The sequence below is a fragment of the Streptomyces sp. NBC_01306 genome (assembly GCF_026340465.1).
Classification (GTDB): Bacteria; Actinomycetota; Actinomycetes; order Streptomycetales; family Streptomycetaceae; genus Streptomyces.
On sequence record NZ_JAPEPC010000001.1, the window covers coordinates 2,940,001 to 2,962,147 of the forward strand.

Consider the following 22,147-nt stretch of genomic DNA (forward strand, 5'->3'; position numbering starts at 1 on the left):
GTACAAGGAGAAGAGCGCTCAGGCGAAGACGGCCGGGGACAGTGTGCGGCTCTCCCTTCTCACCTATCCGGCGCTGATGGCCGCGGACATCCTGGCGTACTCGGCCGACGAGGTTCCGGTCGGTGAGGACCAGACGCAGCATGTCGAGCTGACCCGGGATCTGGCTGTGCGGTTCAACCAGCGGTACGGACACACCTTTGTGGTGCCGAAGGCCATTGAGCCCGCGGTGGCCGCGCGGGTCATGGACCTTCAGGACCCCACGTCGAAGATGGGGAAGTCGCACGCGTCGGGTGCGGGGATCGTCTATCTCCTGGACGAACCCGCTGTGGTGCACAAGAAGGTCATGCGGGCCATGACCGACAGCGGTTCGGAGGTCGTCTACGACCGGGCCGCGAGTCCCGGGGTCGCCAATCTGCTGGAGGTGCTGGGCGCCTGTACGGGGAAGGAGCCCGGAGCGCTCGCCGGGACGTACGCGTCGTACGGGGCGCTGAAGAAGGACGCGGCCGACGCGGTGGTCGAGCTGCTGCGGCCGCTCCAGAAGAGGCATACGGCGCTGGTCGCCGATCCCGGGTATCTGGAGGAGGTCCTCAGGCGGGGCGCCGCGCGGGCACGGGCGATGGCCCGGCCCACGGTCGATGCCGCGTACCGGGCCATCGGGCTGCTGGAGCCGTAGCCGTCGCCGGCTGGGGGTGGCGGGTCAGCCGTTGCCGGAGGCCAGTTCGCGGCTGCGGTCGCGGGCTGCCTCCAGGGCGGCGATGAGAGCGGCCCGTACGCCGTGGTTCTCCAGCTCGCGGATCGCGTTGATCGTGGTGCCTGCCGGACTGGTGACCGCCTCGCGCAGTTTCACCGGGTGTTCGCCGCTGTCCCTGAGCATCACGGCAGCGCCGATGGCAGCCTGCACGATCAGGTCGTGCGCCTGGGCGCGCGGCAGGCCGAGGAGGATTCCTGCGTCGGTCATCGCCTCGACCAGGTAGTAGAAGTACGCCGGGCCGGAGCCGGAGAGTGCGGTGGCCGCGTCCTGCTGCGTCTCCGGGACGCGGAGGGTCTTGCCCACACCGCCGAAGATCTCGTCGGCGTGGACCAGGTGTGCCTCCGTCGCGTGGCTGCCGGGCGAGATGACGGACATCGCCTCGTCCACCAGGGCGGGGGTGTTCGTCATGACCCGGACGACCGGGGTACCGGCGGCGAGGCGCTCCTCGAAGAAGGAGGTGGGGATGCCGGCGGCGCCGCTGATGACCAGGCGGTCCGCGGGGACGTGGGGGGCGAGCTCGTCCAGGAGCTTGCCCATGTCCTGCGGCTTCACCGTGAGGATGAGGATGTCGGCTCGCTCGGCCGCTTCCTGGTTGGTGACCGGTTCCACGCCGTAGCGGGTGCGGAGTTCTTCCGCTCGGGCGGGGCGGCGGGTGGTGACGAGGAGGTTGGCGGGGGGCCAGCCCGCGCGGAGCATTCCGCTCAGGAGGGCTTCGCCGATCTTGCCTGTGCCTAGGACTGCGACTGTCTGGGCCATGGCTCTGTTCACCTCGCCGGTTGGGGCTTTCTGCCTGTCCGTCTGTCTGTCTCTTCCGTTCCCGGGTCATCCTTGCATCGGGGTGGTGGGTGGGCGCGGGGGTGTCCGACGGGTGGTACGTGGGGGTCACGTCCGGCTTCTCGGACTCCCCCTGTTACGTCGTCCGGCGGCGCAGTGTTGCCGCGCCCAGGGTCAGGACCAGGAGTGCGCAGCCTCCTACGATCCCGATGTCGCGTACGAACGTCGCCGTTACCGCGCTGTGGTGCATCACCTGGTTCATCGCGTCCACCGCATACGACATCGGCAGCACGTTGGAGAGGCCCTCCAGGAGCGGCTGCATCTGGTTCCGTGGGGTGAACAGGCCGCAGAGCAGCAGCTGGGGGAAGATCACCGCCGGCATGAACTGGACTGCCTGGAACTCCGAGGCCGCGAACGCCGAGACGAACAGGCCCAGCGCCGTGCCCAGCAGTGCGTCCAGGAGGGCCACCAGGAGCAGGAGCCAGGGGGAGCCCGTGACGTTCAGGTCCAGGAGCCAGACCGAGAGGGCCGTGGCCAGGGCGGACTGGACGATGGCCAGGAGGCCGAAGGCCAGTGCGTACCCGGCGATGATGTCGGCCTTGCCGATCGGCAGGGACAGCAGGCGCTCCAGGGTGCCGGACGTGCGTTCGCGCAAGGTCGCGATGGAGGTCACCAGGAACATCGTGATCAGCGGGAAGATGCCCAGCAGCGACGCGCCGATCGAGTTGAACGTCTGCGGGGACGCGTCGAATACGTACCGCAGCAGCGTGATCATGACGGCGGGGATCAGCAGCAGGAGCGCGATCGTGCGGGGGTCGTGGCGCAGTTGGCGCAGGACCCGGCTGGTGGTGGCGAGGGTGTGGGTGACGTTCACCGGGCCGTCTTCCGTGCCGCGTCGACCAGGTGGAGGAAGGCCGCCTCGACCGTCGGGGCCTGGGTGCGGGTGCGCAGTTCGTCCGGGGTGCCTTCGGCCAGGATCTCGCCGTCGCGCATGAGGAGCAGGCGGTGGCAGCGCTCCGCCTCGTCCATGACGTGGGAGGACACGAGCAGGGTGGTGCCGTCGTCGGCCAGGCGGTGGAACAGGGCCCAGAGGTCTCTGCGCAGCACCGGGTCCAGTCCTACGGTCGGTTCGTCCAGGACCAGGAGTTCCGGACTGCCGAGCAGGGCCGCGGCCAGGGAGACTCGGCTGCGCTGGCCGCCGGAGAGGCTGCCCGCCAGGGCGGTCGTGTGCGTGGTCAGGTCAACCTGTTCGATGACGCGCGGGACGTTGGCGCGGGCGCCGAGGATCGATGCGAAGTAGTCCAGGTTCTGCTCGACGGTGAGGTCGTCGTAGACGGACGGGGCCTGGGTCACATAGCCGATACGGCTTCGCAGCGGGGCGGCGCCCGCCGGGTGGTCCAGCACCGTGAGGGTGCCGGTGACCTTGGCCTGGGTGCCGACCACCGCCCGCATCAGGGTGGACTTCCCGCAGCCGGACGGGCCGAGCAGACCGGTGATCCGGCCGCGGGGGACGGTGAAGTCCAGGTCGCGCAGGACGGTTCGCGAGCCTCGGACCACGGACAGGCCCCGGGCGTCGATGGGGGGTGGCGGTGCCGCCGGGTGGTCCGGTGCGCAGCTCGGAGATTTATTCATCACGTGGTGAATAATTCTCCCGCCGGGTTGGTTCCGTCAAGGGACGTCGCCTGCCGCGGGTGCATGTCTGCCGGGGTGCGCGTCCGCCGGGTGCGCCGTCGCCGTCAGCGGATCGCCACGCAGAGGTCGACCGCGTACGCCTCGCTCACCATGCCCTGCGGGAAGAGGTCCCTCAGGACGGTGCGCTCCTGGTCGGCGAACTCCCTGGTGGCCTCCTCCCCCGCGACCAGGAACACGGAGTGGCTGGCCAGATTGGCGAGGTGCGTGTCGATGGAGACCTCGCGGGTCCAGTGGACGGTGCGGTCGGCGAAGTCCAGGCCGCCGGTCTGGAGTGTCCGCGCGGCCGTGCCGTGCGCGCCGAGCACGATGTCGGAGCCGCCGAAGAAGCGCTCGATCCTGTTCTTCTGGTCGGCGATCCACTGCACCCCGTGGTCCGCGATGTTCCACCAGAGGGCGAGCGCGCCGCCGGGACGCAGGACGCGCATCGCCTCGGGTGCCGAACGGGCCGGGTCCGTCCAGTGCCAGGCCTGGGCGTACGTGATGAAGTCCGCCGACGCGTCGGCGAGCGGGAGGTTGTTCCCGTCGCCGCGCACCACCGGTACGCCGGGCAGCGTGCGGCGGAACTGTTCCGCCATGCCGTCGCCCGGCTCGACCGCGACGATCCGGGCGCCGCGCTCGTGGAGGAGGGCGCTGGCTATACCCGTGCCCGCGCCGACGTCGGCGACCCGGGCGCCGGCCAGCGGGCGCCCCGCGAGTTCTTCGACGGCGTCGAGGAGAGCGGGCGGATAGGACGGGCGGTTCGCCGCGTAGGCGGCTGCTGCCGCGTTGAAGGAGTGGGCGCGTGAGGTGGTTGTCATACGCCAATTCTGCGCGCGCCTCAGGGTTTTGGCTCCCACGTCGGGGGTGCGTCAGGGGCATCCCCCATAGCCTTCGGCAGGTTGGCGGCGGACCGTTGGGGCATGACGCAGAACCTTGGAAAGTCCGGGTCGGAGATGTCCGGATCCGAGCAGCGCAGCCTGGCCGTCGCCTCCGCGACGCTCGGGCCGTGGCGGTCCGCCGCGGCCGTCGGCGCGATGGGTGGCGCGGTCTCGTTCGGGATCGCGGCGCTCGCCGAGGGGGTGGGGGCGCACGCCGTGACCACCGCGGTCTCGGTCGCGCTCACGCTGTTCTTCATCGTGGGCGGCGCGGGGGCCGCGCTCGGCGGGCGGCAGGCGGCGCGGGTCGACCAGCGGATCAGGCGGTGGTCCGCCGCGCACCCCTGGCGGGTCGCGGCCGTGCCCGCTGTGCTGATGGCTGTCAGTGACGTTGTGGTGCGCCAACTGCTCGGATCGGAAAGCTTTTTCAGCAGTTTGGGGGACGCGGTGTGGCGCGGTGTTGTCGTCGGTGGAGTCGTGGGACTTGTGGGGAGGTTCGGGGGGCGGCGGGGGTGAGAGCCGGTCCGGGGTACGGGTGACTGCGCTGGTTGCCGTTCCGGTTCCGGTGGCTGCTCCGGCTTCGGGGGAGGTCAGTTCGCCGGTTTCCGTACGGCCGTGAGGTTGATGACGTACTCCTCCCGCACTCTGCCCTCCGGGAAGATCCGCAGCAGTTCCGCCCGCTCGTCCGCCAGGGCCCGGGCCGCCTTCTCCTCGGGTGCGGCTGCCACGTACGAGCGGCTGCTCAGCTGGGCGATGTGGGTGTCGATGTCCACCTCGCGCGACCATTGCAGGCGTCGGAAGGCCGGGGTCAGGCCGTCGTACAGGGTCTTGATGATCACGGGGGCCTTCGGCGCCGTCCCGTAGCGGTAGTACTCGGGGAGCCGCTTCTTCAGCCGTGCCTCCTGGTCGGCGGCCCAGCGGACGGACGGGTCCGGGACGTTCCACCAGAGGGCCAGCACCCCGCGCGGCTTCAGGACCCGCAGGGCTTCGGGGACCGAGCGGGTCGGTTCCGTCCAGTGCCAGGCCTGCGCGTATGTGACGAAGTCGGCGCAGCCCGAGGCGAGCGGGAGCGCGTCGCCCACGCCCTGCACCAGCGGCACACCGGGGAGGGCGGAGCGCAGCTGTGCGGCCATGCCGGGGCCCGGTTCGACCGCCACCACCTCGGCGCCGCGGTCCCGCAGCAGTCCGGTGGCGATGCCCGTGCCCGCGCCGACGTCGACCACGTACGCGCCCTTGAGCGGGCGGTGCGCCATCGCTTCCACGGCGTCGAAGAGCTCGGGCGGGTATCCGGGGCGCGCTGCGGCGTACTGGGCGGCGACCGGGTCCGAGGACAGTGCGAGTTCCGTCATGTCTGACATCTTCGTGGCGGACGGCCGCAGGGAACAGAGGCAGGGGCGGGGGGAGACAGGGGGCCGGCCAGGCAGCAGGGCATGGGGCAATGGGGCATGGGGCACAGGTGGGCTCACGCGCCGGGGTGCCCGGATGGCGGGGTGCCCGGATGGCGGGCGGTGTGCGTGCGTCCTCAGCCGCGCTTGGACTTCGGCTTCCTGCGGGCTGCCGGGTTTCCGGCACGGGCTCCCCGGCGCTTCTCGTACGCCGCGGCGGCCGTCTCGTACTCGGTGCGGCGCAGTTTCTCGCCGGGGGCCTCGGTCAGGGAACGGATGAAGTACGCCAGGAGCGAGCCGATGAAGCCGATCGCCTTCAGGCTGCGCAGGGATTCCTCGCGGGCCGGATCGGCGGGGCGGCGGCGGAAGCCGTCCCAGGTGCGGGCGAAGGCGACGGCGCTGCAGACGGCGAAGACGGCCACGAAGAGGGCGGAGGCGAAGCTGCCGATGTCGGCGGTCTGCACACCCTGGTAGGCGAGCCGCATCACGAAGCACGCGGCGACCGTCGTGACCAGCGCGCCGGCCGCGACCGCGGCGCGCCGCAGCCCGTATCCGCTGTCGTGGCCGACCCAGGTCGTACCGAAGAAGCGGATGGTCTCGGGCTGCGGCCCGCCGGGCGTGCGGTCCTGGCCGGTCCGGCCGTGCCCGCCGGTCCGGCCGGCCCTGCCGCCCGGAGCGGCGGTCTTCGCGGTGCCGTCGCCGTTGTCGCCGTTCTCGCCGTTGTCGCTCACGGGCCCGATTATCCCTCGCTGCCGGGCGGCGGACGGCCGCCGGGGTCCAGCGGGTGTGGTTCGAGCCGGTGGAGTCCACGCGGGCCCGGTGCGGTTGTTCAGCCGCAGTGGGTCCATGGGCTGGTGTACGTGTACGTACCGACGCCGGCCTCGATCATGCCGCCCCACTGCACGCAGGAGTGGACGGCCTTGAGCCGCACCGGGCCCGCGTACGAGGAGAACGTGCCCTGGTCCTTGGCCTGGCCCTTGCCGTCGCCCTGGACGTCGATCCAGGCCCCGGTGGGCAGGGCCATGCCCGCGGTGGCGCGGCTGTGGTCGGTGACGACGCAGTTGTAGCCGGTCGTCGCGTTGTAGAGGAGATGGACGCGGGCGAATTCGACCCGCCCGTTGGTGAAGGTGTGGGAATCGATCTCCCGGTAGCCGGAGCCGCAGATGCTCGCGGGTGTGGCGGCGGGTGCCACGGCGGGCACGGCGGCGGGCGCGGCAGCGGGTGCCGCGGTCGCCGGGACGATCCCGAGCGCCGCGAGGCCTCCGACGGCTGCCGCGATGACGGCCGGCCTCTGGATGAACCGGCGGATGAGCCGGGGGACGGACCGGCGGACGGACCGGGCGATGGACTGGTGGGTGGGCTGACGGGTGGGCTGAAGCGTGGGCTGACGGGTGGGCCGGCAGATGGGCTGACGCATGGTGCCCCCAATGGTGACCAAGGCAGGGAAGGGGGCAGCGTAACGCACCGGCCCGGACACACACAGTGATGACAAGGTGTGGGTCCGGGCCGGCAGGCGGGTCGGTGCGGCGGGTCAGCCGAGCTTCGAGACGTCCCTCACGGCGCCGCGGTCGGCGCTGGTCGCCATCGCCGCGTACGCCTTCAGTGCCTGCGAGACCTTGCGTTCGCGGTTCTTCGGGGCGTACACGCCGTTCAGTGCGGCGCGGCGGGTCGCCAGCTCCTCGTCGGAGACCAGCAGCTCGATGGAGCGGTCCGGGATGGCGATGCGGATGCGGTCGCCGTCCTCGACGAGCGCGATGGTGCCGCCCGCTGCCGCCTCGGGCGAGGCGTGTCCGATCGACAGACCCGATGTACCGCCGGAGAAGCGGCCGTCGGTGACCAGGGCGCAGACCTTGCCGAGGCCGCGGCCCTTCAGGAAGGACGTCGGGTAGAGCATCTCCTGCATACCGGGGCCGCCCCTGGGGCCCTCGTAGCGAATGACGACGACGTCGCCCGCGGTGATCTCCTTGCGGAGGATCTTGTCGACGGCCTCCTCCTGGGACTCGCAGACCACGGCCGGGCCCTCGAAGTTCCAGATCGACTCGTCGACGCCGGCCGTCTTCACGACGCAGCCGTCCACGGCCAGGTTGCCCTTGAGGACCGCGAGGCCGCCGTCCTTGGAGTACGCGTGCTCGACGTCGCGGATGCAGCCGCCGGCCGCGTCCGTGTCGAGGGTGTCCCAGCGCTCGGACTGCGAGAAGGCCTCGGCGGAGCGGACGCAGCCGGGGGCCGCGTGCCACAGCTCGACCGCATCGGCCGACGGGGAGCCGCCGCGCACGTCCCAGGTCTTCAGCCAGTCGGCCAGCGACGGCGAGTGGACCGAGTGCACGTCCTCGTTGAGCATCCCGCCCCGGTACAGCTCACCGAGGATGGCGGGGATGCCGCCGGCGCGGTGCACGTCCTCCATGTAGTACGTGCCGCCGGGGGCGACGTTCGGCGCGACCTTGGACAGACACGGGACGCGGCGCGAGACCTCGTCCATCTCGGCCAGGCCGTACGGCAGTTCGGCCTCCTGTGCGGCGGCGAGGAGGTGCAGGATCGTGTTGGTCGAGCCGCCCATGGAGATGTCGAGCGCCATCGCGTTGTCGAAGGCGGCGCGGGTGCCGATGGCGCGCGGCAGGACGGTCTCGTCGTCCTGCTCGTAGTAGCGCTTGGCGATCTCCACGACCGTGCGGCCCGCGTTCTCGTACAGCGCCTTGCGGGCGGTGTGGGTGGCGAGCACCGAGCCGTTGCCGGGGAGCGCCAGGCCGAGGGCCTCGGTCAGGCAGTTCATCGAGTTGGCCGTGAACATGCCCGAGCAGCTGCCACAGGTGGGGCAGGCGTTCTCCTCGATACGGAGGATGTCCTCGTCCGAGACGTTCTCGTCGACCGCGTCGCTGATGGCGTTGATCAGGTCGAGCTTGCGGACCGTGCCGTCGACCAGGGTCGCCTTGCCGGCCTCCATCGGGCCGCCGGAGACGAAGACCGTGGGGATGTTGAGGCGCATGGCGGCCATCAGCATGCCCGGGGTGATCTTGTCGCAGTTGGAGATGCAGATCAGGGCGTCCGCGCAGTGTGCCTCGACCATGTACTCGACGCTGTCCGCGATCAGGTCGCGCGAGGGCAGGCTGTAGAGCATCCCGCCGTGGCCCATCGCGATGCCGTCGTCCACGGCGATCGTGTTGAACTCGCGGGGCACCGCGCCCGCCGCCTTGATCGCCTCGGAGACGATCCGGCCGACCGGCTGGAGGTGGGTGTGGCCCGGGACGAACTCGGTGAACGAGTTGGCGACCGCGATGATCGGCTTGCCGATGTCCTCGCTCGCTACGCCCGAGGCTCGCATGAGGGCACGGGCGCCCGCCATGTTGCGGCCGTGGGTGACTGTGCGGGACCTCAGCTCGGGCATCGTGGCTCGCTCCTTAGGCAGATGTGACTGCCGTCGAGCGTACGCCTGCCCTCCAAGATCCGGACGCCTCGTCCGGATTACGGGACGGACGGGGGGACGGTTCACGGGGCGGGAAGAGCCTGCCACGGGCCGCACGCGGCCTCACTCCGTCAGGTACCTCTGCAGCGTCGGGGCGACCATCGCCACGATGTCGTCCACCTCGGCCGACGCCATCGGCTCCACCTGGATCACGTACCGCATCATCGCGATGCCGATCATGTGGGAGGCCGCCAGCTCCGCCCGGAACTGCGGGTCCGGTACGTCGAGGTCCGCCGCCACCCGGCCGAGTACGCGCTGGAACACGAAGCCGCGCAGCACCTTCCCCGCCGCCTCGTGCGTCAGTGCCGAGCGGATGATCGCCAGCAGCGGGGTGCGGGTCCCCGGGTTCTCCCAGGCGCCGAGGAAGGAGCGGGCCAGCCGCTCACCGATGCCGTCGGGGCCCGCTTCGAGCAGCGAGGTGACGAGCTGGACGGGCTCCATGGTGACCTCGATCGCCGCCTCGAAGACCTCGTCCTTCGTACCGAAGTAGTGGTGGACGAGCGCCGGATCGACCCCGGCCGCCTTCGCGATGGCGCGTACGGAGGTCTTGTCGTATCCCCGCTCGGAGAACTCCCTGCGGGCCGACTCCAGGATGCGTTCCCGCGCACCGCCGCCCTCGGCCGCCCGGTCACGCGGCGGGCGGCCCCTGCGGCGCGCGGGGGCGGGACCGGGCGCGGACTCGGCGCCGGTGGGGGCGCCGCTGTCGCCGCCGGCCGGGCCGGGCCGGGGTGTCATGGGTGGCGGACCCGGGTCGCCAGGTGGAGGCGGGTGAAGGCGAGGGCCTCCGCCAGGTCGGCCTCGCGCTCCGCCGTGGACATCGCGCGGCGGGTGTTGACCTCGATGACGACATGGCCGTCGAAGCCGCTGCCCGCGAGCCCTTCGAGCAGCTCGGCGCAGGGCTGTGTGCCGCGGCCCGGCACCAGGTGCTCGTCCTTGCCGGAGCCCCGGCCGTCCGCGAGGTGCACATGGGCCAGCCGCGGGCCCATCCGGCCGATCATCGCCATCGCGTCGGTACGGGCGGTCGCCGTGTGCGAGAGGTCGGCCGTGAAGTGGCGGTAGTCGTCGCTGGTGACGTCCCAGTCGGGGGCGTACGCGAGCATCTCGCGGTCCCGGTAGCGCCACGGGTACATGTTCTCCACGGCGAACCGCACATCGGTCTCGTCCGCCATCCGCCAGATCCCGTCGACGAAGTCACGGGCGTACGAGCGCTGCCAGCGGAAGGGCGGGTGGACGACGACGGTGGAGGCCCCGAGCCGCTCGGCGGCCGACCTGGCGCGCTGGAGTTTGGTCCAGGGGTCGGTGGACCAGACCCGCTGGGTGATCAGCAGACACGGCGCGTGTACGGCGAGGACCGGCATCCGGTAGTGGTCGGAGAGTCTGCGCAGCGCCTCGATGTCCTGGCTGACGGGGTCCGTCCACACCATGACCTCGACGCCGTCGTAGCCGAGGCGCGCGGCGATCTCGAAGGCCGTCGCCGTCGACTCCGGATACACGGATGCCGTGGACAGCGCGACCTTCGCATCCGGGATGCGCACCACTGGTTCTGCCACGGAAGACAGCGTACGGGCCGCGCCCGGGGACCTCCGTCCGGATCCCGGGCGGATCGGGACGAGGCCCTACCTGACCGGCAGGTGGTCGAGGCGGCGCAGGATGACGCCCTCGCGCAGCGCCCAGGGGCAGACCTCCAGCTCCTCGACCCCGAGCAGGTCCATCGCACCCTCCGCGACCAGCGCTCCGGCGAGGAGCTGGGGGGCTCGGTCGGCGGAGACCCCGGGCAGCCGGGCGCGCTCCGCCGAGGTCATCGCGGCGAGCTTGGGGACCCAGTCCTCAAGTGACTTACGACTCAGTCCGCGCGGCACGTACGGGCCGTCGCCGGAGCGCGCGGCGCCCGCGATGCGGGACAGCTGCTTGAAGGTCTTGGAGGTCGCGACCACCCGGTCCGGCCTGCCGAAGCGGGTGAACTCCCCGACGGTCCTGGCGATCTCCGCGCGGACATGGCGGCGCAGCGCCCTGACGTCCTGCGGGTCGGGTGAGTCGTCCGGCAGCCAGGCGTGGGTCAGCCGGCCGGCGCCGAGCGGCAGCGAGACGGCCGCGTCGGGGTCCTCGTCGATGCCGTACGCGATTTCGAGGGAGCCGCCGCCGATGTCGAGCAGCAGCAGCCGGCCAGCGGACCAGCCGAACCAGCGTCGGGCCGCGAGGAAGGTGAGCCGGGCCTCGTCGGCGCCGGTGAGGACCTGGAGGTCGACGCCGGTCTCGTCGCGCACCCGGGTGAGGACGTGGTCGGCGTTGGTCGCCTCGCGCACGGCGGAGGTCGCGAACGACAGGACGCTCTCGGCGCCCTTGTCCTCGGCGGCCTGGAGCGCGTCGTTGACGGTGGCGACCAGCCGGTCTATGCCCTCGGGGCCGATCGCACCCTCGCTGTCGAGCAGTTCGGCCAGGCGCAGCCCCACCTTGTGCGAGTGCGCGGGCAGCGGTCGGGCGCCGGGGTGGGCGTCGACCACCAGCAGGTGGACCGTGTTCGAACCGACGTCGAGGACTCCGAGTCTCATGGACGGAACGCTACTGGGCGCGGGCAAGCGGGTGGCTGTCCGGGCTGATGGGGGCGGTGTCCCCGCACTGTCCCCGTACGCTGGGTGCGTGCCAAAGACGAAAAAGGCGAAGCCGGGCAAAGCCACCAAGCAGCCGAAGCCGAAGAGTGCCCAGAAGAGTAGCGACGAGCGCAGTAGTGACGAGCGCGTCAATGACGAGCAGGGTCTGGACTTCGCCCGGGCCTGGGTCGAGTTCCCGGACCCCGCCGATGACGAACAGGTCTTCCGCTGCGACCTGACCTGGCTCACCTCGCGGTGGACCTGCATTTTCGGCAGCGGCTGCCAGGGCATCGAGGCGGGCCGCGCCGACGACGGCTGCTGCACGCTGGGGGCGCACTTCTCGGACGAGGAGGACGAGCAGCGGGTGGCCGGTCATGTGGAACGGCTCACGCCGGACCTCTGGCAGTTCCACGACGTCGGTACGGAGACGGGGTGGGTCCAGCTCGACGAGGACGGGGAGCGCCAGACACGGCGCTGGGAGGGTTCCTGCATCTTCCAGAACCGGCCCGGGTTCGCGGGCGGCGCGGGGTGCTCGCTGCACATCCTGGCGCTGCGGGAGGGCAAGGAGCCGCTGGAGACCAAGCCGGACGTCTGCTGGCAGCTGCCGGTCCGCCGGACGTACGACTGGATCGAGCGGCCCGACGATTCGCGGGTGCTGCAGATCTCCATCGGCGAGTACGACCGGCGCGGCTGGGGTCCCGGCGGCCACGACCTGCACTGGTGGTGCACGTCGGCGACGTCCGCGCACGGCGCGGGTGACCCGGTCTATGTGACGTACCGGCCGGAGCTGATCGAGCTGATGGGCGCACCGGCGTACGACCGCCTGGTGGAGCTGTGCGAGGAGCGGGTCGCGGCGCTGCTCCCGATGGCCCCGCACCCGGCCGACCCTCGGTAGGACCGGCGGCGTCCGAGCCAGGGCTGGTCCGCGGGCTGGCCCTGGTTCGCGGCCGGTCCTGGTTTCCGGCCGGTCCTGGTTTCCGGAGCGGCCGGACCGCTGGTCTCCGGGTACGGCTTTCTCGTTACGGGTCTCTCGTGCGGGTCTCTCGTGCGGGTCTCTCGTGGCGGCTTTCCCGTGGCGGCTTTCCCGTTAGGACGCTGAAGGTGTGCCCGGAGTCGACGGCGGTGCTGTCGTCGGGGGGTCCGAGACGGTCGGGGTGGGGGTGGGCGTCGGGGCCGAAGAGGTCGGTGTCGGCGTGGGCGTCGGGCGGCCCGAAGGGGCCGGTCCCGAGGACGGACCGTTCGACGGGGTCGGGCTGCCGTGGCCGTGGTGACCGTGCCCATGGCCGTGGCCCCGGCCGTGGTTTCCGTCGCCCCGGCCGTACCCGTGGATCGACACGACGGCGCCCGACGGGTCCAGGGCGATCCGGGCCGACCAGGCGCCCGACGGTTCGCTGCGGTGGTCCACGTACACCCGGATCGTGATCGAGCCGCCCGGCGACAGGACCCCCGACGAGCTGCTGAGGTAGAGCCACGGCGCGCTCCTGGTGGCCGACCAGGAGAGGGGGCGGTCGCCGCCGTTGGTCAGGGTGATCGAGGTGCGTCCGCCGGACGCGCGGGCCGCGACGGTGAGGCCGCCGGCGGCCAGTGAGCCGTCACCCGCCTTCTGGTCCGCCGCGTCCGGGCTGATGACCTCGACGGACACGTCCGGCGAACTGCCGTCGTCGGCGAACGGGGTGTGCTGGGTGCGGGCGTTGCCCGCGTTCTCGTAGTGGTCGTACGGGCTCGCGCCGTTGCCGCCCTGCCCGTCGGCCTCGCTCGATGTCACCGAACCGCCGTGCCCCTCGCCGGTGGAGGGAGCGTGGCGGTACGCCACCCACAGGGCCAGCACCGGGGCGGCGACAACCGTCGCGACGACGGTGGTCGTCACGGCGCGCGAGCGCAGCCGGTCGCGGCGGGCGGCCCGGTCCTTCGGGTCCAGCGGGAAGCCCGTGCGGCCGAAGCGCGGGGCGTGGCCACGGGGGGCGTGCAGCATCGCCGTGTACGCGGCGGATCGTTCCGCCACGACGAGCGGCAGGGCCGCCGGGGTGGCCGGTGTGACGGTGGAGCCGGGCCAGGGGCCCGTCGCTCCGGCCCGCTCGGCGACCCGGCGGCAGCGCGGGCAGTCGTCCACGTGCCGGACGAGTTCGCGGCGGAGCGCCGTGGAGAGCAGGACCCGGTTGTCGCCGGTGAGCCGGGCGACGCTCGGGCAGTTGCCGGTCTCGACGACGGCGAGTGCCGCGCGGGTCCGCTCCACCTCGCAGGCTCCGGCGGCCAGCAGCTCGCGGGCTGCCGCGTGCTCCAGGCCGAGCACGGCGGCGACTTCGCGCGGGCCGAGGCCGTGGCGTACCGCGAGTTCCAGCGCCTCGCGCTGCTCGGGGGTGGTGCCGGCGGCCTCGGGCCAGGCGAGGGTGGCGAGATCGCGGCGCTGCCGCTCGGCGGCCTCGGCAGCTCCTGGCTGCTCGGGCGCGGGCGCGGGCTTGGGCTCCGGCGTGCGCCCGGTGTGCGCGCCGGGACGCAGCCGCTTCCGCTCGGCGAGCTTGCGCAGACAGGCCCAGCGCGCGAGGGCGTACAGCCAGGCCCGGCGGCTCTGTTCGCCCGAGGGGCAGCGGCTGAACTGGCGTTCCGAGACGGCGAGCACCTCGCCGAGTACGGCGGTGGCCTCCGTGTGGTCGCACAGAACGGAGAGGCAGTAGGTGAAAAGACCGTCCAGATATGCCTCGTAACGGACCGGCGGCCGCTGCTCCGCCGGGTGGGGGGCGCGCCGGTGCGCCCGGTGTGCGCCGGTGGTGTGTGTGGGGTTCTCCAGCCTGCTGCTCGTCACCCGGCGACGGTAGGCCGGTAATAGCCGCCTCCTAGCACCTCTTGAGGGCATTTAATCCTTACGGGTGAACGTATCCCTCAAAAGGGGACAGGAATCCCGGATTCCGGCAGCTGGCTCCCGGCCCCGCGCCCGCTGTCCCTGAGGCGTACGGCCACTGTCGGTGCGGCCGGTTACGGTGGCGCCATGGCCACCCGTGCGAAGACCAGAGAACGGCCGTCCTACCGCTGCACCGAATGCGGGTACACGACGGCCAAGTGGCTGGGCCGCTGCCCCGAGTGCCAGACGTGGGGGACGGTCGAGGAGCAGGGCGGCGGGCCCGCCGTACGGACGACCGCGGCCGGTCCGGTCAGCAGCGCCGCCGTCCCCATCGGCCAGGTCGACAGCCGGACGGCGACGGCCCGTTCGACCGGGGTCAACGAGCTGGACCGGGTGCTCGGCGGCGGTCTGGTGCCCGGCGCGGTCGTGCTGCTCGCGGGCGAGCCGGGCGTCGGCAAGTCCACGCTGCTGCTCGACGTCGCGGCGAAGGCCGCCGGCTCCGACCACCGCACGCTCTATGTGACGGCCGAGGAGTCCGCGAGCCAGGTCAGGCTGCGCGCCGACCGGATCCACGCGATCAATGACCACCTCTATCTGGCCGCCGAGACCGATCTCGCCGCGGTGCTCGGCCACCTCGACGCGGTGAAGCCGTCCCTGCTGGTCCTGGACTCCGTACAGACGGTGGCCTCATCCGAACTGGACGGTGCGCCGGGCGGTATGGCGCAGGTGCGCGAGGTGGCGGGCGCGCTGATCCGCGCATCCAAGGAGCGCGGGATGTCCACGCTGCTCGTCGGGCACGTCACGAAGGACGGCGCCATCGCCGGGCCCCGGCTCCTTGAGCACCTGGTGGACGTCGTGCTGTCCTTCGAGGGCGACCGGCACGCCCGGCTGCGGCTGGTCCGCGGTGTCAAGAACAGATACGGGGCCACCGACGAGGTCGGCTGCTTCGAGCTGCACGACGAGGGCATCACCGGGCTCGCCGACCCGAGCGGGCTGTTCCTGACGCGCCGTGACGAACCGGTGCCCGGGACCTGTCTGACGGTCACCCTGGAGGGCAAGCGCCCCCTGGTCGCCGAGGTCCAGGCGCTCACGGTCGACTCACAGATCCCCTCACCCCGGCGCACCACCTCCGGTCTTGAGACCTCCCGGGTCTCGATGATGCTCGCCGTCCTCGAACAGCGCGGCAGGATCAGCGCGCTCGGCAAGCGCGACATCTACACGGCGACGGTCGGCGGCGTGAAGCTCACCGAACCGGCCGCCGACCTGGCCGTCGCGCTCGCCCTGGCCTCCGCCGCCAGCGACGTCCCGCTCCCGAAGAACCTGGTGGCGATCGGCGAAGTGGGCCTCGCGGGCGAGGTCAGGAGGGTCACCGGCGTCCAGCGCAGGCTTGCCGAGGCCCACCGCCTCGGCTTCACCCACGCCCTCGTACCGACCGATCCGGGGAAGGTCCCCGCAGGGATGAAGGTCATCGAAGTGGCGGACATGGGGGACGCGCTGCGGGCCCTTCCGCGCCGTTCAAGGGCCCGCGCGCCCCAGGACGAGTGAGTGCGCCGGTAGACTTTGCCCTGGTCTCGCCTGTCCGTACGAGCCGGAGGAGTGCAGTGGCAGCCAATGACCGAGCAGCACCCGGGAGATCCGGCGGGAGCTCGTCCGGCAATGAAGCGCTGATGCGTGCCACGCTGAGCGCTGTCGCGCCCGGTACCGCTCTGCGCGACGGCCTGGAGCGGATCCTCCGCGGGAACACCGGCGGCCTGATCGTCCTGGGCATGGACAAGAGCGTCGAAGCGATGTGCACCGGCGGTTTCGTCATGGACGTGGAGTTCGCCGCGACCCGCCTGCGGGAGCTGTGCAAGCTCGACGGCGCGCTGATCCTCGACAAGGATCTGACCAAGATTCTCCGGGCCGGCGTCCAGCTCGTCCCGGACGCGTCGATCCCCACCGAGGAGACCGGCACCCGCCATCGCACGGCGGACCGGGTCTCCAAGCAGTGCGGCTTCCCCGTCGTCTCCGTATCGCAGTCGATGCACCTGATCGCGCTGTACGTGGACGGGGAGCGCCGGGTCCTGGAGGAGTCGGCGGCGATCCTGTCCCGCGCCAACCAGGCCCTGGCCACGCTGGAGCGGTACAAGCTCCGGCTGGACGAGGTGGCGGGTACGCTCTCCGCCCTGGAGATCGAGGACCTGGTGACGGTCCGGGACGTGACGGCTGTCGCGCAGCGTCTTGAGATGGTCCGGCGGATCGCCACCGAGATCGCCGAGTACGTGGTGGAGCTGGGCACCGACGGCCGGCTGCTCTCCCTCCAGCTGGACGAGCTGATCGCGGGGGTCGAGCCGGAGCGGGAGCTGGTGGTCAGGGACTACGTGCCGGAGCCCACCTCCCCCAGAGCTGCCTCCGGGAGGGGCCCCCAGCGTTCGCGTACGGTCGCCGAGGCGCTGGTCGACCTCAACACGCTCAGCCACACGGAGCTGCTCGAACTGCCCGTGGTGGCAAGGGCGCTGGGGTACAGCGGCTCCCCGGAGACGCTCGACTCGGCGGTGTCGCCGCGCGGGTTCCGGCTGCTGGCCAAGGTGCCGAGGCTGCCGGGGGCGATCATCGAACGGCTGGTGGAGCACTTCGGCGGGCTGCAGAAGCTGCTCGCCGCCAGCGTGGATGATCTGCAGGCGGTGGACGGCGTCGGGGAGGCGCGGGCCCGTAGCGTCCGGGAAGGCCTTTCGCGGCTCGCGGAGTCGTCGATTCTGGAGCGGTACGTCTAGGCAGTGGCCCGGGGTGGGTGGGGTGCGGGCCTTTTCGGGGCTCCGCCCCCGGACCCCGCTCCTCAAGCTCCCCCAGGAGGGGGGGCTTGAATTCGCCCGCCAGGACTTGATGTTTCCGGCTGGTCAGTCCTTCGTCAGGACCACCGATGTCTGCTTCACCGGCATTCCCGGGGCCTTCGCCTCGACCAGATAGGTGCCGGCCCCCGCCGTCTGCGGGCCCGGCTTCGTGCACTTCGGGGCCGACTTCTTGCGGTCCCATTCCACCGTGTGCTTGATGGTGCTGTTGGCCGGGACCTGGAGGAGCACGGAACCGCCGTCCTTCGGGCAGTCCTTGGACGACCAGACGGCATGGTCGTCCGTGGTCGAGGTGATCGTGAGCACGGTGGCCTTCGGGCCGAAGTCGACCTTGCAGGCCGTCCCCGAGGTGTTCTTGGCGATCAGGTCGAACTTCAGCTTCTCACCGGGGGGATAGCTGTTCTTGGGGTTGTGCAGCGTCAACTGGACCGATCCCGCAGTGCAGTCGGGGAGGCTGGAGCCCGCAGAGACTCGCCGGCCGTCGACGGCGCCTGCGGCGTCCGCGCCCGAACCGCCGCTTCCGGCCGTGCCGTTGGCACCGTCACCGCTGCCCGGGCCCGTACCGCCGGAGCCGCTGCCCGACCCGCCCGAACCGCCCGAGCCGGAGCCAGAGCCGGAACCCGTATCCGAACCGGAGGACGAGCCCGATCCGCCGGAGCTGCCCGAACCACCGCTCCCGCCGGGCGCTTGACTGATCGCGGGACCCGTTCCGGAGGGGCCCGGGGTGATGGAAGGGGCGGGATTGGCCCCCTTCGCGCCCGAACTGCCCTGCTTTCCTCCGCCGCCCGATGTCACCATCCACACGACCAGCAGGGCGAGCAGCGCAACCAGAGTCGCCGCTACTGCCCTCCGTCGCCAGTAGATGGAGGAGGGAAGCGGCCCGACCGGATTGCGCATAGATCCCACGGCGCAAACTGTACGAGAGATCAGACCCAACTCAGGCCCCACCCGCCGCCGTCCGTACAACTTTTACGGATCATCATTCCGCAGACCGTGCCCGGTGCCCCCGTCACGGGCCGCACAGCGTGAGCAGGATCGCTCGTGGTCACCGCTCCGGGATGATCCATACTGTCCGTCACCATGGACAGTTCTTCCGAGCTCTACCGAAATATCGTCGAATTCGCGCACTCCACGCCCTCCTGGGTGCAGCAGCTCATGGAGCTGTGGACCGAGGGCGGACTGCTGCTCTTCGCCGTGCTGTTCGTCTTCGTGTGGTGGCGGTCGCGTACGGCGTCCGCGCAGGCGATGGCGCTGGCGCTGATCGCTCCGCTGGGGACCGCCATCGCGTACGTCCTCAGCGAAGTGCTCAAGTCGGTGATCCACGAGGAGCGCCCGTGCCGGGCCGTGGCCGGGGCGATGAAACCGCTGATCGACTGCCCGGCGCCCGGCGACTGGTCCTTCCCCAGCAATCACTCGATCATCGCGGCCGCCGCGGCGGTCGGACTCTCCGTCGCCATGGTGCGGCTGGTCTGGCTGACCGTGCCGGTCGCGGTGCTGATGGCCTTCTCGCGGGTCTTCGTCGGTGTGCACTATCCGCATGACGTGATCGTCGGGCTGCTCCTCGGCGCGCTGATCGGGCTGCTCGTCATCGAGGGGCTGACCCGGCCCGTACGGTCGCTGGTGGAGACGGTGCGGTCGAGCGACATCAGCGCGGCGGCCTGGTTCGTGGGGCCGGGAGCCCCGAACTGAGAGGATCGGATGTGCCATGACTACAACCACTGAACCTTCGACGAATCCGACTAATCCCCCGAATCCGCCGACTCAGATGACTCCGACGCCTCAGACGCCCTCGGCGACTCCGGCGTCCGCTCCCGACGCCGCCGGCCTGCCGGACTCCGGCACCGCCGCCGGCCTGCACTCCTCCGTCATCACCTGGTTCGGCGCCAACGCCCGCGATCTGCCCTGGCGCCGCCCCGAGGCGGGCGCCTGGGGGGTCATGGTCAGCGAGTTCATGCTCCAGCAGACCCCTGTCGTACGGGTGCTGCCGGTCTACGAACAGTGGCTGGCCCGCTGGCCGCGCCCGGCCGATCTGGCGGCCGAGGCCCCGGGTGAGGCGGTCCGGGCCTGGGGCAGGCTCGGATATCCGCGCCGCGCCCTGCGCCTGCACGGAGCGGCCCAGGCCATCACGGAGCGGCACGGCGGCGAGGTGCCGTCCGAGCACGGGCAGCTGATCTCGCTGCCCGGTATCGGCGAGTACACGGCTGCGGCGGTCGCCTCCTTCGCGTACGGCCGGCGCCATGCGGTCCTGGACACCAATGTGCGGCGGGTCTTCGCCCGTGCGGTCAGCGGCGTCGAGTACCCGCCGAACGCCACCACGGCCGCCGAACGCAGGCTGGCCCGCACCCTGCTCCCCGACGACGAGACCACCGCGGCGCGCTGGGCCGCGGCCTCCATGGAGCTGGGCGCGCTGGTCTGCACGGCCAAGAACCCCGAGTGCGGGCGCTGCCCCATCGCCGGGCAGTGCGCCTGGCGGCTGGCCGGCAAACCGGCACACGCGGGGGCGGCGCGGCGCGGACAGACGTACGCCGGTACGGACCGCCAGGTACGCGGCAAGCTGCTCGCGGTGCTGCGGGACACGCCGGGTCCCGTACCGCAGTCGCAGCTCGACGCGGTGTGGCACGAGCCGGTGCAGCGGGCCAGGGCGCTGGACGGGCTGGTCTCCGACGGGCTGGTCGAGCCGCTGGCGGGCGGGGTCTACCGGCTGCCGCTGACCTGAACCGATCATCCGGATCTGCCCGTTCCCGTTTTAAACCTGATCGCCGTTACACAATCGATGGGCAGCCGTGCGTCTGCCGACGGCTGGTACGCACAGCTCCGTGACAACGCCTCCGTAGCTTCGTGGACAGACCACAGAGCAGTTTGAACACGGGGAACGACGGAGGCGGTTGGGTATGGCGCACGGTGAGGTGCTCGAATTCGAGGAGTATGTACGCACCAGGCAGGACGCCCTGCTGCGGAGCGCCCGCCGGCTGGTGCCCGACCCCGTCGACGCCCAGGACCTGTTGCAGACCGCGCTGGCGCGCACCTACCGCCGCTGGGAGGGCATCGCCGACAAGTCGCTGGCCGACGCCTACCTCCGCCGCGTCATGATCAACACCCGTACGGAGTGGTGGCGCGCCCGCAGGCTGGAGGAGGTCCCCACCGAGCAGCTGCCCGACGCGAGCGTCGAGGACGGCACGGAGCAGCACGCGGACCGCGCGCTGCTGATGGACATCCTGAAGGTGCTCGCTCCCAAGCAGCGCAGTGTGGTCGTCCTGCGACACTGGGAGCAGATGAGCACCGAGGAGACGGCTGCCGCACTGGGCATGTCGGCCGGTACGGTGAAGAGCACACTGCACCGGGCCCTTGCACGGCTCAGGCAGGAGCTGGAGAGCCGCGACATCGACGCGCGTGCGCTGATCCGTGGGGAACAAGAGATGGGGCGGGAGCGGTGCGCGGCCTGACAGAGGGCCCGGAGGACGGTCCGGGCGGCCCCGGAGACGACGACGGCCGGGGTGCGGTGGCCGGGTCCAGGGTGGCCAGAACCAGAAGAGGGACTCTGGCGGCGAGCGTCACGGCGGTGGCCGGGCTCGCCGTCGTCGGCCTGTTCGTGGCGGGCTGCGACTCGGGTGGTACGGGGACACGCGACGAGGGAGCGGCCCATTCGGTCCCCGCGGTCGCGCCCACCAAGGATCCGGGGTCGGCGGCCGCGACCAAGCCCGGCGAGCGGGTGAACCCGGTGGATCTCCTGAAGCAGGACCCGATGGTCAGCCCGGCGGTCAAGCGCGACCTCAAGCCGTGCTCGGGCAGCGACTACCCGGTCGACGTCTCGTACGCGCGGCTGACCGGCGGCGACGTCGCCGATGTCGTGGTGAACGTGATGACGTGCCGCAGTGCGGTGGGGGTCGCCACGTACGTCTACCGCGCGCACGGCGGCTCGTACAAGAACGTCTTCGGTTCGGAGGCCGCGCCCGTCTACTCCGAGATCGACCGGGGCGATCTCGTGGTGACGAAGCAGCAGTACGCGAAGGGCGACTCGATGTCGTACGCGTCGAGCGAGGACGTCATCACGTACCACTGGACGAACAACAAGTTCGCGCAGACCGACGCCGTGCACACCGACTTCAGCCGGGCGGTCGGTGATGGGGACACCGACGGAGACACCGGCGGGGACACCGCCACCACCAGCCCCAGCAACTGAGAGAGCAGCGGGATGGCCGAGACCCATGTCCTCTTCGTCGAGGACGACGATGTGATCCGCGAGGCGACACAGCTCGCCCTGGAACGGGACGGTTTCCGCGTCACCGCGATGCCCGACGGGCTCTCCGGACTCGACGCGTTCCGCACCAACCAGCCCGACATCGCCCTGCTCGACGTCATGCTGCCGGGGCTTGACGGGGTCTCCCTGTGCCGCCGGATCCGTGACCAGTCGACCGTCCCGGTGATCATGCTGTCGGCCCGCGCCGACTCGATCGACGTGGTGCTGGGGCTGGAGGCCGGAGCCGACGACTACGTGACCAAGCCGTTCGACGGCGCGGTCCTGGTGGCCCGCATCCGGGCCGTTCTCCGCCGGTTCGGACATGCGAGCGGCGCAGGTACGGACAGCGACGCCGAGCCGGACGAGCGCGGCGTGCTGGCCTTCGGCGACATCGAGGTCGACACGGAGGGCATGGAGGTGCGCAGGAGCGGCACCCATGTGGCGCTGACCCCGACCGAGATGCGGCTGCTCCTGGAGTTCTCCTCGGCGCCGGGCACGGTGCTCTCCCGCGACAAGCTCCTGGAGCGGGTCTGGGACTACGGCTGGGGCGGTGACACCCGGGTCGTGGACGTCCATGTGCAACGGCTGCGGACAAAGATCGGACAGGACCGGATCGAAACGGTCCGCGGCTTCGGATACAAGCTGAAGGCATGAAGCACCTCGCCCTGCGCACCGGCGTCCGGTGGCTGCGTCCACCGGGGGACAACCCCCGGACCCCCTGCCGGAGAAGCCCCGTGGTCGG

General features: G+C 71.5%; 23 protein-coding genes (1 of these 23 cut by a window edge). 10 read left to right on the forward strand and 13 right to left on the reverse strand.

Annotated elements, in window-relative coordinates; translation table 11 throughout:
* Positions 1–673, forward strand: partial view of a tryptophan--tRNA ligase gene (gene trpS / locus OG385_RS12800; protein ID WP_266854617.1) — the 3' portion only. 323 nt of this gene lie to the left of the window's left edge; the window shows 673 of its 996 coding nt (coding positions 324–996); its start codon lies beyond the left edge, outside the window; it ends in the stop codon at positions 671–673.
* Between the two features lie 24 nt (positions 674–697).
* On the opposite strand, the gene proC is transcribed toward trpS, so the two are convergent.
* The 4 genes from proC to OG385_RS12820 form a co-directional block, all read right to left on the reverse strand.
* Positions 698–1,507: a pyrroline-5-carboxylate reductase gene (proC, locus tag OG385_RS12805; RefSeq protein ID WP_266854618.1), complete on the reverse strand. Its 810-nt coding sequence runs from the start codon at positions 1,505–1,507 to the stop codon at positions 698–700.
* A gap of 154 nt (positions 1,508–1,661) precedes the next feature.
* Positions 1,662–2,399, reverse strand: a complete 738-nt coding sequence (locus OG385_RS12810; RefSeq protein ID WP_266854620.1) for an ABC transporter permease — start codon at positions 2,397–2,399, stop codon at positions 1,662–1,664.
* Entirely contained in the window at positions 2,396–3,157 is a 762-nt protein-coding gene (locus OG385_RS12815; protein WP_266854622.1) for an ABC transporter ATP-binding protein, read from the reverse strand. The genes OG385_RS12810 and OG385_RS12815 overlap by 4 nt, the downstream gene beginning before the upstream one ends.
* A gap of 104 nt (positions 3,158–3,261) precedes the next feature.
* Entirely contained in the window at positions 3,262–4,014 is a 753-nt protein-coding gene (locus OG385_RS12820; RefSeq protein WP_266854623.1) for a class I SAM-dependent methyltransferase, read from the reverse strand.
* Positions 4,015–4,116: 102 nt separating this feature from the next.
* On the opposite strand from OG385_RS12820, the gene OG385_RS12825 reads away from it, so the two are divergent.
* Entirely contained in the window at positions 4,117–4,587 is a 471-nt protein-coding gene (locus OG385_RS12825) for a hypothetical protein (protein ID WP_266854624.1), read from the forward strand.
* 74 nt (positions 4,588–4,661) lie between these two features.
* On the opposite strand, the gene OG385_RS12830 is transcribed toward OG385_RS12825, so the two are convergent.
* The 7 genes from OG385_RS12830 to OG385_RS12860 form a co-directional block, all read right to left on the reverse strand.
* Complete coding sequence (locus OG385_RS12830) at positions 4,662–5,420, reverse strand: methyltransferase domain-containing protein (protein WP_323183753.1); 759 nt, start codon at positions 5,418–5,420, stop codon at positions 4,662–4,664.
* Between the two features lie 173 nt (positions 5,421–5,593).
* Complete coding sequence (locus OG385_RS12835) at positions 5,594–6,049, reverse strand: hypothetical protein (protein WP_266860814.1); 456 nt, start codon at positions 6,047–6,049, stop codon at positions 5,594–5,596.
* A gap of 236 nt (positions 6,050–6,285) precedes the next feature.
* Complete coding sequence (locus tag OG385_RS12840) at positions 6,286–6,873, reverse strand: hypothetical protein (protein ID WP_266854628.1); 588 nt, start codon at positions 6,871–6,873, stop codon at positions 6,286–6,288.
* Between the two features lie 114 nt (positions 6,874–6,987).
* The gene (ilvD, locus tag OG385_RS12845) at positions 6,988–8,838 is read right to left on the reverse strand and encodes a dihydroxy-acid dehydratase (protein ID WP_266854629.1); all 1,851 of its coding nucleotides are present in this window, start codon (positions 8,836–8,838) and stop codon (positions 6,988–6,990) included.
* Positions 8,839–8,979: 141 nt separating this feature from the next.
* Positions 8,980–9,651 (reverse strand): TetR family transcriptional regulator, encoded by a 672-nt coding sequence (locus OG385_RS12850; RefSeq protein ID WP_266854631.1) that lies wholly within the window; start codon positions 9,649–9,651, stop codon positions 8,980–8,982.
* Positions 9,648–10,466, reverse strand: coding sequence for a sugar phosphate isomerase/epimerase (locus OG385_RS12855; RefSeq protein ID WP_266854633.1), 819 nt, complete (start codon positions 10,464–10,466; stop codon positions 9,648–9,650). The genes OG385_RS12850 and OG385_RS12855 overlap by 4 nt, the downstream gene beginning before the upstream one ends.
* Positions 10,467–10,532: 66 nt before the next feature.
* Positions 10,533–11,465, reverse strand: a complete 933-nt coding sequence (locus OG385_RS12860) for a Ppx/GppA phosphatase family protein (RefSeq protein ID WP_266854635.1) — start codon at positions 11,463–11,465, stop codon at positions 10,533–10,535.
* Between the two features lie 88 nt (positions 11,466–11,553).
* On the opposite strand from OG385_RS12860, the gene OG385_RS12865 reads away from it, so the two are divergent.
* Entirely contained in the window at positions 11,554–12,399 is an 846-nt protein-coding gene (locus OG385_RS12865) for a hypothetical protein (RefSeq protein WP_266854637.1), read from the forward strand.
* A gap of 192 nt (positions 12,400–12,591) precedes the next feature.
* On the opposite strand, the gene OG385_RS12870 is transcribed toward OG385_RS12865, so the two are convergent.
* Positions 12,592–14,304 (reverse strand): hypothetical protein, encoded by a 1,713-nt coding sequence (locus tag OG385_RS12870; protein WP_266854638.1) that lies wholly within the window; start codon positions 14,302–14,304, stop codon positions 12,592–12,594.
* 183 nt (positions 14,305–14,487) lie between these two features.
* Between OG385_RS12870 and radA the strand changes: the two genes are divergently transcribed.
* Both radA and disA read left to right on the forward strand, forming a co-directional pair.
* Entirely contained in the window at positions 14,488–15,885 is a 1,398-nt protein-coding gene (gene radA, locus OG385_RS12875; RefSeq protein ID WP_266854640.1) for a DNA repair protein RadA, read from the forward strand.
* A 56-nt stretch (positions 15,886–15,941) separates the two neighbouring features.
* Positions 15,942–17,093 (forward strand): DNA integrity scanning diadenylate cyclase DisA, encoded by a 1,152-nt coding sequence (disA, locus tag OG385_RS12880; RefSeq protein ID WP_266854642.1) that lies wholly within the window; start codon positions 15,942–15,944, stop codon positions 17,091–17,093.
* Between the two features lie 123 nt (positions 17,094–17,216).
* Here the strand turns inward: disA and OG385_RS12885 are convergent, their stop codons facing one another.
* Complete coding sequence (locus OG385_RS12885; RefSeq protein WP_323183936.1) at positions 17,217–18,065, reverse strand: hypothetical protein; 849 nt, start codon at positions 18,063–18,065, stop codon at positions 17,217–17,219.
* A 183-nt stretch (positions 18,066–18,248) separates the two neighbouring features.
* On the opposite strand from OG385_RS12885, the gene OG385_RS12890 reads away from it, so the two are divergent.
* From OG385_RS12890 to cseB, 5 genes are all read left to right on the forward strand, one after another.
* Positions 18,249–18,857 carry a phosphatase PAP2 family protein gene (locus OG385_RS12890; protein ID WP_266854645.1) on the forward strand — a complete coding sequence of 203 codons (609 nt, stop codon included), beginning with the start codon at positions 18,249–18,251 and terminating at the stop codon, positions 18,855–18,857.
* Between the two features lie 76 nt (positions 18,858–18,933).
* Positions 18,934–19,884, forward strand: a complete 951-nt coding sequence (locus OG385_RS12895; protein ID WP_266854647.1) for an A/G-specific adenine glycosylase — start codon at positions 18,934–18,936, stop codon at positions 19,882–19,884.
* 175 nt (positions 19,885–20,059) lie between these two features.
* Positions 20,060–20,611: a SigE family RNA polymerase sigma factor gene (locus tag OG385_RS12900; RefSeq protein WP_266854649.1), complete on the forward strand. Its 552-nt coding sequence runs from the start codon at positions 20,060–20,062 to the stop codon at positions 20,609–20,611.
* Complete coding sequence (locus OG385_RS12905) at positions 20,599–21,348, forward strand: hypothetical protein (protein ID WP_266854650.1); 750 nt, start codon at positions 20,599–20,601, stop codon at positions 21,346–21,348. Before OG385_RS12900 ends, OG385_RS12905 begins: the two co-directional genes overlap by 13 nt.
* A 12-nt stretch (positions 21,349–21,360) precedes the next feature.
* On the forward strand, positions 21,361–22,059 hold the full coding sequence (gene cseB, locus OG385_RS12910; protein ID WP_266854652.1) for a two-component system response regulator CseB: 699 nt from the start codon (positions 21,361–21,363) through the stop codon (positions 22,057–22,059).
* The last annotated feature ends 88 nt before the right edge of the window (positions 22,060–22,147 follow it).

Excerpts from the sequence above, each read along its gene's own strand:
- proC (WP_266854618.1), bottom strand. The coding sequence starts at position 1,507 with ATGGCCCAGACAGTCGCAGTCCTAGGCACAGGCAAGATCGGCGAAGCC.
- OG385_RS12815 (WP_266854622.1), bottom strand. The coding sequence starts at position 3,157 with ATGAATAAATCTCCGAGCTGCGCACCGGACCACCCGGCGGCACCGCCA.
- OG385_RS12820 (WP_266854623.1), bottom strand. The coding sequence starts at position 4,014 with ATGACAACCACCTCACGCGCCCACTCCTTCAACGCGGCAGCAGCCGCC.
- OG385_RS12825 (WP_266854624.1), top strand. The coding sequence starts at position 4,117 with ATGACGCAGAACCTTGGAAAGTCCGGGTCGGAGATGTCCGGATCCGAG.
- OG385_RS12830 (WP_323183753.1), bottom strand. The coding sequence starts at position 5,420 with ATGACGGAACTCGCACTGTCCTCGGACCCGGTCGCCGCCCAGTACGCC.
- OG385_RS12840 (WP_266854628.1), bottom strand. The coding sequence starts at position 6,873 with ATGCGTCAGCCCATCTGCCGGCCCACCCGTCAGCCCACGCTTCAGCCC.
- ilvD (WP_266854629.1), bottom strand. The coding sequence starts at position 8,838 with ATGCCCGAGCTGAGGTCCCGCACAGTCACCCACGGCCGCAACATGGCG.
- OG385_RS12850 (WP_266854631.1), bottom strand. The coding sequence starts at position 9,651 with ATGACACCCCGGCCCGGCCCGGCCGGCGGCGACAGCGGCGCCCCCACC.
- OG385_RS12860 (WP_266854635.1), bottom strand. The coding sequence starts at position 11,465 with ATGAGACTCGGAGTCCTCGACGTCGGTTCGAACACGGTCCACCTGCTG.
- radA (WP_266854640.1), top strand. The coding sequence starts at position 14,488 with ATGGCCACCCGTGCGAAGACCAGAGAACGGCCGTCCTACCGCTGCACC.
- OG385_RS12885 (WP_323183936.1), bottom strand. The coding sequence starts at position 18,065 with ATGCGCAATCCGGTCGGGCCGCTTCCCTCCTCCATCTACTGGCGACGG.
- OG385_RS12890 (WP_266854645.1), top strand. The coding sequence starts at position 18,249 with ATGGACAGTTCTTCCGAGCTCTACCGAAATATCGTCGAATTCGCGCAC.
- OG385_RS12895 (WP_266854647.1), top strand. The coding sequence starts at position 18,934 with ATGACTCCGACGCCTCAGACGCCCTCGGCGACTCCGGCGTCCGCTCCC.
- OG385_RS12900 (WP_266854649.1), top strand. The coding sequence starts at position 20,060 with ATGGCGCACGGTGAGGTGCTCGAATTCGAGGAGTATGTACGCACCAGG.
- cseB (WP_266854652.1), top strand. The coding sequence starts at position 21,361 with ATGGCCGAGACCCATGTCCTCTTCGTCGAGGACGACGATGTGATCCGC.